The following is a 14,307-nucleotide window of genomic DNA, read 5'->3' as shown; positions in this document are numbered from 1 at the left end:
CGACGGACCGCCCGATGTCAGGACGGTTTCGGCGCGCCGGTGGGTGGCGTGTCGAGCGTCGACCACGTGGTGTCGTTGACCGGCGCGGGCGGCGTGTCGCAGCTCCGCCGGTGCAGGTTCACCTTGCAGATGAAGTGCGCCGAAATCGGCGCCGTCACGAACAGGAACGCCACGATCAGCACCTCCTGCAGGGACGGCTCGCCCCGTCCGAGCGCCGCGAGGATCGAGCCCAGCAGAAGCGAACCGACACCGAGCGTACCCGCCTTGGTCGGCGCGTGAAGCCGCTTCATCGGATCGTCGAGCTTCAGGAGGCCGTACGAGCCCACGAACGTGAACACCGCCCCGATCACGAGGCTGACGGCGGTCGCGATGTCGATAATCAGCGTGGCGGTCATTCGATGATGTCCCCCCTCAGCACGAAACGGCAGTAGCCGACCGTCGACACGAAGCCGAGCATCGCGACGATCAGCGCCGCCTCGAAATAGATCTGCGTGCCCTGAGCGAGGCCAAGAAGCACGATCAGGCCGATGGCGTTCAGGGTCATCGTGTCGAGCGCGAGAATCCGGTCCGCCGTGTTCGGCCCGAGGATCAGCCGCACCATCGCCATCACCTGCGCCAAAGAGACGCAGCCGAAGGCGAACCAGATCGCGTAGGTGACAAGGTCCGGATCGCTCATTCGAAGATCTCCTTCAGCCGGCGCTCGTAGCGGTCCTTGATCTCGCGTGCGACCGCGTCCGGATCCTCGGCATCGAGCGCGTGAACCAGGAGCGCGTGCCCCTCGTCCGACAGGTCCGCCGACACCGTGCCCGGGGTCAGCGTGATCGTCCCCGCCAGCACGGTGATCGCCTCGGGCGTCCGCAGGTCGAGCGGCACGACAACCCACGTGGAGCGCATGGCCGGGTTGGCCCGCGTGACCACGATCCAGGCCACCGCGATGTTCGCGACGACGATGTCCCAGATCACGACGCCCATGTAGCCGACCATCCGCGCCGTCCTGAGCGCCTTGGGCGCGTCCGGCCAGAACGGCAGTGTCAGGATCGGAATCAGCACTCCGAGGATCGCGCCGAGAACGATGCTCCCGAGTGCGATCGAGTTGGACACGAGGCACCATGTCACGATCAGCAGCAGCGTCAGGAGCGGATGCGGAAGCAATGCGCGGCGGAACCGGGCCATGTCAGTGTCCCTCCTCTTCGCCGTGCTCGCCTGAGCCGGAACCTTCGCCGTGGCCGTCGCCATCGCCCTCCTCGGCATACTCGCCGCTGCCGTGATACTCGATCTCCTTGCCCTCGGTCTCGAGCACGGTGGAGATGTAGGGCTCGGGCGAGAAGAGTTGTTCGGCCGTTGCGGCCATGAAGCCGTTGACCGGCCCGGAAAACACGGTGTGCAGCGCCAGCAGGCCCAGAAGCGTCGCGATCGGCAGAAGCGGCAGCGCCGGCTGGCGGCGCGGATCGGTCTCCGGCTTGCTCTCGACGTTGTCCATCTGGGTCAGGCTGTCGTCGAGATCCGCATCGAGCCGCTCCTGCGCCTCCGCCGCCTTCCAGAACACCGTCGACCCGGCGCGGGCGAAGCCCACCACCGCCACGAGAGAGGTGGTCAGGATCACGGCCCACGTCCAGACGACGAGCGGGCTGTCGAACGCCGCGTCGAGGATCAGGAGCTTGCCGACGAAGCCCGAAAGCGGCGGCAGACCCGCCATCGCGATCGCCGCGGCAAAGAACATCGCGCCCAGGATGCCTGCGCTCGGGACCGGCGGCGCGGTCACCAGCTCGGCGTGCCGGGTGCGATGCTCTGCCACGAGGTCGACGATCAGGAACAGCGCAGCCGTCGCCAGCGTAGAGTGCACGACGTAGTAGAGCGCGGCGGTGATCCCTTCCGCGGTAAACAGCGCGACGGCGACCGACAGCATGCCCATCGACCCGATCACCGAGAACGCCACCAACCGGTCGAGCCGTGTCGCACCGAGCACGCCGACCATGCCGATCGTCAGGCCGATGAGCGCCAGCGGCAGCAGCCACGTATCGATCAGACCCTGCGTCAGTTCGAGGTCGGGCGGGAACACCAGCGTGTAGATGCGGATGATCGCGTAGGCACCGACCTTCGTCATGATCGCGAACAGGGCGGCGACCGGACCCGGCGCCTCGGAATAGGAGGCCGGCAGCCAGAAATGCACCGGCGCGATCGCGGCCTTGATCGCGAACACGATGATCAGCAGCACCGCCGCCACCCGGATACCTGCGCTGTTCTCCGGGTCGATCTGGCGCACGCGTTCGGCCAGGTCGGCCATGTTGAGGGTCCCGGTCTCGGCGTAGATCGTGCCGAGCGCGAACAGAAAGAGCGTTGAGCCGAGCAGGTTGTAGAGCACGTATTGCGTGCCCGCTTGCGTCCGGCGCGTGCCGCCCGAATGGATCATCAGCCCGTAGCTCGCGATCAGCAGGACCTCGAAGAAGACGAAGAGGTTGAACACGTCCCCGGTCAGGAACGCGCCCATGATCCCCATCAGTTGGAACTGGAACAGCGTGTGGAAATGCCGGCCGCGATCGTCCCACCCGGTGCCGATCGCATGCAGCTGCACCAGAAGCGCCAGCACCGCGGTCAGCAGGACCATCAGCGTCGACAGCCGGTCGGCGACGAGCACGATGCCGAAGGGCGCCTGCCAGTCGCCCAACTGGTAGAGGGTGATCGTCCCGTCGAAGGCCTGCACGAACAGGCCCAGCGCGATCGCGATCATCGCCACGCCCGAAGCGAGCGCGAAGATGCGCTGCAGCCCGAGGTGATGCCGGCAGACCAGCAGCAGGAAAGCGGCCACCATCGCCGGCAGCACGATCGGTGTGGCGATCCAGTGGCTCATTCCGCGCGCTCCAGTTTCCGCACCGGGTCGAGCGCGCCGTCCTGGTCGTCGACGTGGTCATCGTCAGAGCCGAGGAACGCGCCAAGCGCGATCATCACCACGACCGCGGTCATACCGAACGAGATCACGATCGCCGTCAGCACCAGCGCCTGCGGCAGCGGGTCCGTGTAGCGGCTGGCATCGTCCATCAGGATCGGCGGCGCGCCGACGACGAGCCGACCCGACGCGAACAGGAACACGTTGACCGCGTAGGTCAGAAGCGCGGTCCCGAGGATCACCGGAAAGGTGCGCAGGCGCAGCACGAGGTAGATCCCCGCGGCGGTCAGCACCCCGATGCCGCTGGCGACAAGCAATTCCATGTCAGTCTGTTCCCCCTGTCCGGTTCTCGCGCGACGGGTCGATGTCCATCGCGTACTCGGACTCCTCGGTATAGGCGCGGCGAGCCATCCGGCTGAAGCTCTCGAGCGACAGAAGCACCGCGCCCAGCACCGCGAGGAAGACGCCGAGGTCGAAGCCCATCGCCGAGGCGACCTCGAATTCGTCGAGCAGTGGCAATTTGATGTAGGTGAAGGACGAGGTCAGGAACTCGTGCCCGGTGAACCACGCCCCGATGCCGGTCAGCCCGGCGATCAGGACGCCGGCCCCGACAATGCCGTGATACGGGAACCGCTGGCGTTGCGTGGCCCAGGCATAACCCGAGGCCATGTATTGCTGGACGATGGCCACCGCGACCACCAGACCGGCGATGAAGCCGCCGCCGGGCATGTTGTGCCCGCGCAGGAAGATGTAGACGCCGATCATCAGCAGCACGGGCATGATGACCCGCGTCAGCACCACCATCATCAGCGGATGCCGGTCGCCGGCCAGCGGCGTTTCCGGCACGCGGTTGAGAAGCCGCGCCCGCACCGGACCGCGCAGCAGCGCCTCCGTCAGCGCGTAGATCACCATCGCCGCGATGCCCAGAACGATGATCTCGCCGAACGTGTCGAAGCCCCGGAAGTCGACGAGGATCACGTTCACAACGTTCGTGCCGCCGCCGCCGGCATACGAGTTCTCGAGGTGATACTCCGAAATCGGCGCCGACACGAAATCGCGCAGCAGCAGGAAGTAGGCCAGCGCCCCGGCGCCGATCCCGCCGGCGCACGCGATCACGGCGTCGCGCGCCCGACGCAGCATTCCGCTCTCGACCGGGGTGGTCTTGGGCAGGAAGTTCAGCGCCAGGAGCATGAGCACCACCGTCACCACCTCGACCGAGATCTGCGTCATCGCGAGGTCGGGCGCCGAGAAGAAGGCAAAGGCCACCGACACGATAAGGCCGATGATGCCGATCAGGATGAGCGCGGCAAAGCGGTGGCGGTGCACGAAGACGAGGAACCCGGTCGCGGCGACCAGCATCACCCATGTCGCGATGGCGACCACGCTCGGCGGCTGCATCGCACGTGTCGCCGGGCCCGTCGTGCCCGTCAGGAAGGCATGCACCGCCGCGGCGAGGATCGCCACCGACAGGATCGCCGCGTAGCGCGTGAACGCTCCGTCATGCAGCACGCAGGTCACCCGGCGCGCGACCCAGACGCAGCCCGCGATGACGCCGTCGAAGATCGTCTTGGCCTCGGGCCGTGGCACCACGTCCCAGCCCTTCTGCAGCCAGCGATGCAAGAGCAGAAGCAGGATGCCCCCCGCCACCGCGACCGCGGAGAGATAGAGCGGCGGTTTGAAGCCGTGCCAGATCGCGAGGTGATACTCCGGCACCTCCGCGGCGCTGCCCAGAACCGCCCCGGTCACGCCCTTCACCAGCGGTTCCGCCAGGAACGGCGCAAGCCCGATCAGGAGCACGAGCGACACCAGGAACGCGGGCGGCAGCCACATGCCCGGGTTCGGATCGTGCGGATGGCTCGGGTAGTCGTGCCGCTCCTTGCCGAAGAAGGTGTGGAAGATGAACCGGAACGAGTACGCCGCCGAGAACAGTGCCCCCACCGTCGCGACCGCCGGCACCAGCCACTCCGGCCCGAACAGCGTCGTGTGCAGCGCCTCCTCGAGCCACATTTCCTTGGACACGAACCCGTTGAAGAGCGGGATGCCCGCCATCGACAGCGCTGCGAGCGTGGCGATCGTGGCCGTCACCGGCATCAGGTGCCTCAGCCCGCCGAGCTTGCGGATGTCTCGGGTATGCGCCTCGTGATCGACGATGCCGGCCGACATGAAGAGCGCGGCCTTGAACGTCGCGTGGTTGAGGATGTGAAAGATCGCCGTCATCGCGCCGAACGCCGTCCCGGTGCCCAGCAGCATCGTGATGAGCCCGAGGTGCGACACCGTCGAGAACGCCAGGAGCGCTTTCAGGTCATGCTTGAAGAGCGCGATCACCGCGCCGAGCACCACCGTGATGAGCCCCGCGCCCGTCACGAGCCAGAACCACGCCTCGGACCCCGACAGCACCGGCCACAGCCGCGCCATCAGGAAGATTCCGGCCTTCACCATCGTCGCGGAGTGCAGGTAGGCCGACACCGGCGTCGGGGCGGCCATCGCGTGCGGCAGCCAGAAATGGAACGGGAACTGCGCGGACTTCGTGAAACAGCCCAGCAGGATCAGGATCAATGCAGGCAGGTACAGGTCCGACGACTGGATCGCGTCGCGGTTCTCCAGGATCACGGTCAGGTCATAGGACCCGGCGATCTGGCCGAGGATCAGCATCCCGCCGATCAGGGCGAGCCCGCCCATGCCGGTCACCGCCAGCGCCATGCGCGCGCCCTGCCGCCCTTCCGGCAGGTGGCGCCAATAGCCGATCAGCAGGAACGACGACAGCGACGTGAGTTCCCAGAACACCAGGAGCATCAGGATGTTGTCGCTCAGGACGATACCCACCATCGCGCCCTGGAACAGCAGCAGGTAGGTGTAGAACTCGCCCATGTCGTCGTCGCGCGACAGGTAGTAGCGCCCATAGGCGATGATCAGACAGCCGATCCCGAGGATCAGGGTGGCGAAGAACGCGCCGAGCGGATCGAGAAAGAAGGTCGCGTTCAGGCCCAGCGCCGGCAGCCACTCGATCCTCTGGGTGACCACCTCTCCGTTGAGAAGCGCCGGCAGGTTCGAGGCCAGCCCGATCAGGGCGATGACCGACACGGCCAGAGTGCCCAGCGCACAGGTCCGCCGACCCGCCGGATACAGGACGCCGGGCAGCAGAGCGCCCAGAAACGGCATGAGAACGACGAGGATCAGGGACAAGGGCCACCCCAGCTTGGCTTGATCGTTTCCCTTTGATGCGGAAGTTTCGCCCGAGGCTCAAGAGCGTGGCGACATTTCCTTGCGCGTGCCGCCCCGCCAACTCGCCCGCGCGTGCGGCGCAGCCGGAGCCTTGCGTGACCGGCTCCGGCCCGACCGCACGGCCCGCGACCGGAGCGGTCGCCCTCTGAAATCCAGATAAAATCTGCGTCAGGTGCCCCGGTCTGCCGAGGAGACAGCGACAGCACCTCGCTCCGTCCGACGTTCGTGGCAGCGCCCCTCGGAGGGCGCGATATGCTCCGGACTCCGCGTGGACATGCTCGCTGGACTGACAGCGCGACCTGCGTCGGCTCCGACCGATCGGCGCCGGATTACGCGCTGATACTGATCGTTTTTCTGAGACTGCTGGAGAACGAAGTGGAAAGACAGATCCGAATCGAAAGAGAACGTATTTTTATCAACACGTTACGTCTTCCGAGACGAAACTCACCTGCTGATCGACGAAACCTCACGGCTGACCTACGAAACCCCAGCACCGGCCCTCAAATTCGGATAGGTCAAAAAAAATCGCCCCGAGGGGCGAAAAATGCCGGCCTTGATGCCGGTCAGCTCCAACCGGCTAGCGGAACCGAGCTAGAGGTCCTCGCGCCTCGCGCGTTCCATCGCCTTGCGTGTATCGATGAGATGCCACTCCTGAACAATGAAAGGGTTATGGTCATCTGCGCAGTTGGTCTCGATAGAGTAGGCTTCCGCGAAGTGATCTGCATCAATGAGTTCGGCGCCTTGCTCCTTAGCCAAACCCATCGCCTGAATGGTCAGATGAATCGACTGACCGAAACAATCGCAAGCAGCGTGCCTCAAGATCTCGAAGAACCCGTCAAAACTGAGCAACCCGACATCTCGAAGCCCCGCTTCAGCGAGCAAGGTATTCGTAGCGCACCTCAGCGTCCCGGAGTCCTTCATTTTGGGCGAGTTCATCTCGTGCGCAAGCAGCCTTCTCGTCAGCGTTCGGTCGTGATTGATGAACGTCTTAACTTCTGGTGTTGCGGACAATATGAGACAGACCGGCCAATCCTGATCTTGCATAAGGTTCCGGAACTTTTTTGTGAATCGGTCGTAGCTATCGTCCGTTCGGTGTCGCCCTACATCTTGAACTTCATCAAGGTGAAGCGCGGCGATGCGCTGTTCCTTCAGTTGGAAGACCAACCTGGACTGAAGTTCATTCTCACTTAGATTTCGCTGAATTGGGTAGCCAAGATCCCGGAGAAGCCGTTCCAGCATCGCCTTGATCGACGCTTTACCCGGAACTACGCTTGTCACGATGTTTGTACCGAATTTCTGCGCTACTCCCCCACATGCAAAGGTCTCGTAATCCTTTACGACCTCCTCGATCAATCTCGACTTACCAGCTCCCGAAGGACCCACAACAACGACACCGGTGGCGACCATACGTCCTAGCGCCATGCTCGCTTCGCGCGCCTGAAGGACCTGAAACACCTTTTTCATCACTTCTCGATAGTCATCGGTTGGAAAAAACAAGCTAGCCAAGCGGGCTTTTGTGTCCGACGCCAGTCTAATCCGCGCGCCTTCGGAAAGAACAAATTGAGTGCGATCTTCACTCATTCCTGACCCCTCGATCCATCATCCGAACTCTTGCGGCGATAGCGCGATAAAGGATCAGACTTGACCTCAGCTTTGGAGGAACTTTTTCGGGGACTACGCTTCGGACGGGTTGTATCCTCGCCCAGGTCGCCGCGGAAGCCGTTGGCAAGCGGATCGCGCCCCTCATCCTTTCCGATATAAGGTTCTTCGTGTTGCCCCTTCCCAACCCAGAGTAAATTTTTCTCCAACATCACCTCACCGTCAGAATATCCAGAGAGGCCGACATCAATCCGTTGGGTCGCAATAGACAAGATACTTCGCCACGCTTCTCGCGCCCCCGACAACACTCCTGAACGCCTCTCAGCGTCCAAATTCGACTTTATCTTTTTCTCCATGCGCTCACGCCGCCAGGTGCGCAACGACTTTCCACACATTGTTTTGTCAATGCAGGGGATCCCGATAAGTCCTTTGGCGGTAACAATTGAAATTGCGCCTAAATCAAACGGATCTACGACGATATCAACCTCCCCATTACGAGACGAGCTCCTACTCCCATAGGGTCGAACGCGCTCGTCTCTGACATCCCCATTAACATAGAGGTTATTCTCATACCTGATACCATATTTCGTGATCGTTGCCTTCGCTTTGTAGCCGCAAGCCTCTCTGATGCGACCAGGGCAGTGCGCTGCTTCGTCGTCATACTCAGGCAACGAGGTCGCGTTCTCCCAGGCTGTTGCTGGTGTAATACCATCCAAGCCGCTATGCGGACGATTGTGATATTCGGCAATGTGGAGGATAATTAATTCCTGCACCTCATCATGCGTCAAACATGCTTGTGCGGAGGGATCCCTGTCCCCCCGATCCGAAATATTACTGCCGGTTGCACCCGGCCAGTTTCTCACACCAAGTAGGTCAAACGTTCGGAAACTGGTCTCTACATAAGGTTTTGCCGATGGCGATGCAGTTGGGGTTGTCGCGCAGGTAATTCCCATTATTCTATGCGCCGCGATAAACAGGTGCCCGCCAAACGGCTCTCTACCGAACTCAGAACCGGAATCACTAACGCTTGCAGCCATCTTTACCGAATAGTTCCAGGTGGCATCCGAATCATTGAGTCCAGCCGCACGGAGCAGGTAAGTCTTATCCAAGAAGCAGAGCCTCAGAGCTTCCAGCGACGCAGCCGCGTTTGGGTTCTTACAAACTGAGAATCCCAATACCACACGCGTTGCTACATCAATTGCTATGACGAGCCATAGTCTTACACGAGGCACTTTCTCACGCTCCGCCTCTGTCATAGTCAGCCACCGCTCCCGGCTCACGTCCAGAACAACTGCGTGAATATTCCAAGCGTCGAACTCGACCTCGGCGCCGGGAATCCGAACCGTGCGGCCACCTTCGCTGGTTCCGAACTTTTGAATTGCCCGCCCGCGCCCCTTCTTGTGCATGGTCGCGGAAAAAGGGTCTGAACGGTCCTTGATCCAATTCTCGTAAGTCCGAAAGCATCGCTCCGGCATGAGGTCCGTTCTGCCTCGCTCCCTGCGAGCTCTATTCGTTTTTAGCACCAAATTATTGATTTTTTTTGCAGCCGCTTTAATTGTTTGTGATGGCGACCTCTCCCATTCCGATATGATACGCTGGATCTTGGCTTCGTCAATTCTTTTCTCAAGAGTTTTATTTTTACACTTTCGGACATTGTAAACAAAACAGTTGGGATTCCTTCCCGAACTTCGCCATCTACGATACCATTCCAAAAGCGTACTACTTGCAGGTAGACGCCTCAATGCATGTTGTGCGGTTGCCTTTTTAACGCCATGCTCAACTTGAGCTTGATATTTCTCATATTCAACTTCCAAGGAGACACGGAATTCGTCGACGCTCTCTCGTGTCAGATTCAACCCTTCTAAACGAAGGCGGTCCAGCCTCTCCATGAGAAAGACTTTTCTTCCAACGTCGCGTCGCACCTTGTTTGTGGCGCCGTACAGTTCACCCGTACTCCGAACCTCTCGGTCTCTTCGACGCGCCTCCGTGAAGTAGTCGTAATCAACAAGAAGCCTCTGCTCCTGAATTAATTCCCTCACTTCATTTACTTGAAACAATCGGACATCGAAGCCGTCAATTTCATTCTTCACCGCCAGCCTGTAGTGAGTTACCGCCGTGCTCTCTCCGTGCCTTTCCGGAGTTATGCTAAGAACATCGCGCCCCTCAAAGACTGCGTAGTCCATGTCCGTGAGTTGCCTTACCGGAAGTGACCGCGTCATAGCGAGGCTCTCCAGCAATTCGTTGCATCTTCGATCGGGTCGTAGAATCCGATCTGCACATCTCCGTCTCCGATCAATCTTGCTATGGCTCGAAACGCGCGGCCATACTCAAGATCGGAGCCGGCCAAGACTTCTCCGATGGATCGTTGTTTCGTGTCGGGCGGTACCTGACGAAGTACAATCTTATCGGCCTCCGGATCCCATCCCTTCCGGACGTAGTGGATCATTTGAGCTTTTTTCAAATACCTAGAACCGAAGCATTGTCGGGAGGCGATCGCAAATGATTCGGAGCTAGACGTGATCGCCTGCCTCGCGATTTCCTCAACTTCACTGCGATACGACGCGCGCCGCGCCTTCTGAGGATACTTTACGGAAACGTAGACTTGGCTTCCATCTCGCTTCAGGCAGAGGAAATCGACCAGTGTCGAACCTGGCCTTCCGTTTGGTTTTCGGTACTTTAATCTTGCAAACTGTTCTCGCAGCCCCACAACTTCCGGATGCGCCGCAAGACATAGGCACACCCCATACTCCTCCTGACTTGCGCACCAAACTTGTTGGAGCATTGATTTCCGGTGCGGGCGAATCGTGGCGAGAATTCGGAACGATCTCGAAGACTTCCCGGGCTCGACCTTTTTCAAGTGGGTTGGATAGACTTCATCCGGATCTGTCGGGCTCGCTAGCGGAACCGCCTCAAACGGTGCGGTATCGTAGCAAGCAGGAGGATACTCGAAGGTTAGCTCGCTCGTGAATATATCATCTTCTGAAGGCATGTTCTCTCCGTTCGCGGCTCTCAGGCCGCGCAAAACCGTTGTTATCACCGAGCATCGGTCGTCGTGACCGCTCGGAAGATATTCTCGGATGTGCCCGAGGGTGCTGCCGCACCCGTCAAGGTCCGGCAGCTCCACGGGGAGCAGAGAAGGCCTGAAAAATACCTCTTGCGCGAGATCAGCGGTTACGCTATCTCGTCTTCAGACACTCGATCGGGACCTCTAAGCTCTGATCCTCAAAGCTCAGCCGGGCCAACGGCTGGGCTTTGTTCGTTTTGCCCTTACTTTCCTTGACTTCTCCCTTTCTCTTGCTCGTTCCAACGTTCTTGCGAAAACTAGTGATTCTTTCAAATACACAAATTTTGCGGTGTGTCGAGCGCCTTATTTTCGATCGAGCGGAATTCCTCCCACCGCCAAATTTGCGAAAAACCGATCGGCCGCAGGTAAATTTACTCCGCGGAAAATTCCCAAATGAGACACTCGCCCTTTCAAGCCATGGAAATTCCTATATTTTCCTTGGACTCGCTTGGCTCAGTTTTGGATTCTGGATTTTGCGAAAAACTTTCTGTCTCATTTTTTCGCAAATTCTTGTCGCCGACTTTCGGCTTCTCGGATAAAATTTTTCCTTGCTTTGCCGAATGGCTACGTGGACTCTGGCTCCTGTACGGGAGGAACTTCACACCCAATCACTTGCTCTCGCTGTTCATGGCTGCAAAAGAAACTCTCAAACGGCGTCCGAGGCCAGCCTCAAGAGAAACGTTCCTGTCCTTCCTTTCGCGGGCTGCGTCGATGAATGGAGTCACTCCGAACGAGTTTGCGTTCGACATGGGTACGTCGTTCAAGAGGATCATTGACACCAATGACGCCGCCATCGAGCACATCGGCTTGATCTGTGATCTTACAGGCGCCGAGCTTGACGAGCTGGTGTCCTGGACCGGACGCAGGCTTGGCGACGTTCGAATGTTGTTCCGCGGAGAAACAATGGTCTCGCGCGCGATCCGACATCCAACCGTCCGCGGATGTCCATGCTGCCTAATGGAAGACGCGGAAGCATCCGGGGAAGAGCCCGTTCGCTGCATGATTATGCGAGGCGATTGGCAAGTGCGGCATGTCGCTGTTTGCCGATTCCACGGCCGTCCGCTCGTTCCGATTTGGTCGGAAAATTTGCCTTCGCGGCGGTATGATCTCGCGTCCCGGCTTCGCGACGTCTCGGCACGTCTGATGTCGGGCGAGCTCACGCCATTGTCGGTGCCCGTGACAGCCTACGACACCTGGCTCGACAAACGTTTGGAGACCGGCGAAGACGCCACGTGGTTGGCCGAGTTGCCGGTCCATAGTGCGGCCACGTTCTGCCGGCTCCTGGGAGGACGAATTCGGGATCAACATGTAGACGCATCATCGCCAATTGTGTCACCCAAGGAGCGGGAGTCATGCGCTCTCGGGTTCAAGGTTCTGGACGCGGGAAAGTACCATGCTACCGACGTCCTGCGAGATCTTGGGCGAACGGGATTCAAAAAGGGCAAGGGGCCGCGCGGCGCGTACGGAAGTCTTTACACGTGGCTCGCCCAGGATCTTGAAAACAAACAGGGAGTTGCAGAACTCCAGAACCTTCTGAGGGACGTCATCTTGGGTATATGGCCCTTCGGCCCTGGCGAATGTGTGCTCGGAAAAACCCTCACCGGACGCCGCCTACACTCGCTTAGCTCGGCTAGCGCAGAAAGCGGCATTCACCAAGGGACCCTTAGAAAGGCCCTAATCGAGCGAGGCGTGCTACTTAAAGAGGTCAAACAACATTCTTCTCATGAAACGTTCGCCGCGTCACACCTATCCGAAATTACTTCCGACATCCGGACCATGGTCACCACAAGAGAATTCATGGCTCAGATCAACGCGACGAAGGCGCAACTACGGGCGATGATGTCATGCGGATTGATTCAGCCTGCGCTGGAAGTCGGCACAGCCCATAGACCTTGGCGACCCTATGACGGCGCGCGCCTGTTGGAGCGCCTGCTGTCTAAAGCGGTTTCGTTGAACGTCGACTCGAAGGGATGGTGCCACATTCACACGGCCGCCAGACTGTCTGGAATATCTCCGGCTGACATCGTTCAGCACGTTGAAGCTGGAACTGAACTGATTGGGAAACATCCGAGATATTGGGGCTATGCAGCTGTGTTCGTACCTGAGGCTCTCGTTCAGAAATTGAGGGACAAACGACCACCAACGTTGGCTGAATTCGCGAGAAGCATTGGAATACGGGAGAACGGAGCTTTCGCTAAGTTCGTGGCTGAAGGACATACTCCGGCGACGAAGCAAAAGAATCCCGTTTCTGGTAGAAAGCAGCACTATATCACTGGAGAGGATGCGGAAGCGTTCCACAAACGCTTCTTTACCGTGACAAGCCTTGCGAAAGAGCGCGGAGTCAACTGCCGGACGATCGAAGCCGAAATCCGAAGGTTAGGTTTGACGAGCTTCAATTCACCATCACAACCCAACGGCCAGATTTTCTCGAGGGATTACGCTGATGCACGAGCGATGAGGGCGGACTAGCCTTGGAAAGCCGCACCGATCGATCGGCTTCTTACGTTTATCCAGCACTAGCGCAATCGCATCTTTCGTACACCTACTAAAATTGACAACTGTCCCAAACAGTTTGAATCTTCTGCGCATCTGGTGGATGTCTATTCACTTCGAAAGTGATCCACGACACTTTCAGTTCGGGCCATCACTCAAAACGTTTTAAAACATCTCAGCAGCTGTGCTTTCGATATTACCTTTTGTTGCTGGTTAAGTATCGACATTGGCCTCGAAATCACCAAGACTCGACAGATATCAAAATTCGATTTTGCGTCCGATCGTAGCGAGCACCGATCTCAAAACATTAGCAAACAGATAGAGTATCTCTTCGTCGGTCATTCGCAAAGTGCCAGGAAAAAGATTTGAGCGCGCAGCAGCACTCAAACCAATGTACCATCTTTAACATTCTGCGTCCTGTTCATGAATAGATGCAGGCGACAGGTGCCTTGAACACTACTCAGTCGCCGGAACGAAACTGATGTTGAGCCTCAAGCCACAAGCCTCGGCATACGCAAATAGGCTCTTGAGGCTTGGCAGTTCCCCGGTCGGAGCCTCGATCGCGAGGACCTCGTCATCCGACAGCCCGCTCGCAGCGGCCAAAGCATCAATGGTCAAACCCTGTTGCTTTCGGGCCCGGCTTGCCACCCGCGCCAGAGCGCGTTTGTCCTTGTTGAGGAGAAGCTGCTCTTCGACGTCTGGCCGCGTCTTGCGGAGGCGTTCTCGAATTGCACCCATGATCGCATTCCCCTTGTCCTGTTCGAGTGGTTGAAGAGATGGTACCGGGCCCAGCCCCTCAGATAAATGTTGAAAATTCGCAGAGCCGCCCCCAAGTGGGCGGCTCTCGAGCTTTGAATTACTGACATTTGAGGAGTTGGTGCCGCCAAGAACGTCTCGATGAATTATTCGACGCCGAAAATACGCCTTCCCTGACTGGTCGGCGGCTTCAGCGTCAACTTCTGCCGCAACCCGCATTGCGACCGGTTCGGGCTTCTTCCGCACCCGTTCTCTGTCAGAGGACGCCGCGGTGGCGACCAGGATCACG

The 14,307-nt window shown here is 59.4% G+C and carries 11 protein-coding genes; 1 reads left to right on the top strand and 10 read right to left on the bottom strand.

All coding sequences use genetic code 11. The features are described 5' to 3' along the window. Nucleotides 1–17: 17 nt before the first annotated feature. The 9 genes from ROJ8625_RS18590 to ROJ8625_RS20745 form a co-directional block, all read right to left on the bottom strand. Nucleotides 18–395 (bottom strand): Na+/H+ antiporter subunit G, encoded by a 378-nt coding sequence (locus tag ROJ8625_RS18590; protein ID WP_085793431.1) that lies wholly within the window; start codon nucleotides 393–395, stop codon nucleotides 18–20. Next, complete coding sequence (locus ROJ8625_RS18585; RefSeq protein ID WP_085793430.1) at nucleotides 392–676, bottom strand: K+/H+ antiporter subunit F; 285 nt, start codon at nucleotides 674–676, stop codon at nucleotides 392–394. Before ROJ8625_RS18585 ends, ROJ8625_RS18590 begins: the two co-directional genes overlap by 4 nt. Then, complete coding sequence (locus tag ROJ8625_RS18580) at nucleotides 673–1,173, bottom strand: Na+/H+ antiporter subunit E (RefSeq protein WP_085793429.1); 501 nt, start codon at nucleotides 1,171–1,173, stop codon at nucleotides 673–675. Before ROJ8625_RS18580 ends, ROJ8625_RS18585 begins: the two co-directional genes overlap by 4 nt. Before the next feature lies 1 nt (nucleotide 1,174). Continuing rightward, the gene (locus ROJ8625_RS18575) at nucleotides 1,175–2,848 is read right to left on the bottom strand and encodes a monovalent cation/H+ antiporter subunit D (RefSeq protein ID WP_085793428.1); all 1,674 of its coding nucleotides are present in this window, start codon (nucleotides 2,846–2,848) and stop codon (nucleotides 1,175–1,177) included. Further along, nucleotides 2,845–3,207, bottom strand: coding sequence for a Na+/H+ antiporter subunit C (locus ROJ8625_RS18570; RefSeq protein ID WP_085793427.1), 363 nt, complete (start codon nucleotides 3,205–3,207; stop codon nucleotides 2,845–2,847). The genes ROJ8625_RS18575 and ROJ8625_RS18570 overlap by 4 nt, the downstream gene beginning before the upstream one ends. 1 nt (nucleotide 3,208) lies before the next feature. Further along, the gene (locus ROJ8625_RS18565) at nucleotides 3,209–6,067 is read right to left on the bottom strand and encodes a monovalent cation/H+ antiporter subunit A (RefSeq protein WP_085793426.1); all 2,859 of its coding nucleotides are present in this window, start codon (nucleotides 6,065–6,067) and stop codon (nucleotides 3,209–3,211) included. 630 nt (nucleotides 6,068–6,697) lie between these two features. Next, nucleotides 6,698–7,687, bottom strand: a complete 990-nt coding sequence (locus ROJ8625_RS18560; RefSeq protein WP_085793425.1) for an ATP-binding protein — start codon at nucleotides 7,685–7,687, stop codon at nucleotides 6,698–6,700. Further along, nucleotides 7,684–9,888, bottom strand: a complete 2,205-nt coding sequence (locus ROJ8625_RS20750) for a TnsB C-terminal domain-containing protein (protein ID WP_143535189.1) — start codon at nucleotides 9,886–9,888, stop codon at nucleotides 7,684–7,686. Before ROJ8625_RS20750 ends, ROJ8625_RS18560 begins: the two co-directional genes overlap by 4 nt. Nucleotides 9,889–9,920: 32 nt before the next feature. Continuing rightward, a complete protein-coding gene (locus ROJ8625_RS20745; RefSeq protein WP_143535188.1) occupies nucleotides 9,921–10,694 on the bottom strand; it encodes a hypothetical protein in 774 nt (257 codons plus the stop codon). A 468-nt stretch (nucleotides 10,695–11,162) separates the two neighbouring features. Here ROJ8625_RS20745 and ROJ8625_RS18555 point away from each other — a divergent pair, with 468 nt between their 5' ends. Beyond that, nucleotides 11,163–13,238, top strand: coding sequence for a TniQ family protein (locus ROJ8625_RS18555; RefSeq protein WP_085793424.1), 2,076 nt, complete (start codon nucleotides 11,163–11,165; stop codon nucleotides 13,236–13,238). A 480-nt stretch (nucleotides 13,239–13,718) separates the two neighbouring features. Here the strand turns inward: ROJ8625_RS18555 and ROJ8625_RS20740 are convergent, their stop codons facing one another. Further along, complete coding sequence (locus tag ROJ8625_RS20740; RefSeq protein ID WP_143535187.1) at nucleotides 13,719–14,306, bottom strand: helix-turn-helix domain-containing protein; 588 nt, start codon at nucleotides 14,304–14,306, stop codon at nucleotides 13,719–13,721. Nucleotide 14,307: the final 1 nt, after the last annotated feature.

The organism is Roseivivax jejudonensis (genome assembly GCF_900172265.1).
GTDB lineage: Bacteria > Pseudomonadota > Alphaproteobacteria > Rhodobacterales > Rhodobacteraceae > Roseivivax > Roseivivax jejudonensis.
The sequence above is the reverse complement of the archived record's forward strand: the minus strand, read 5'-3'. Positions and strand labels throughout refer to the sequence as shown.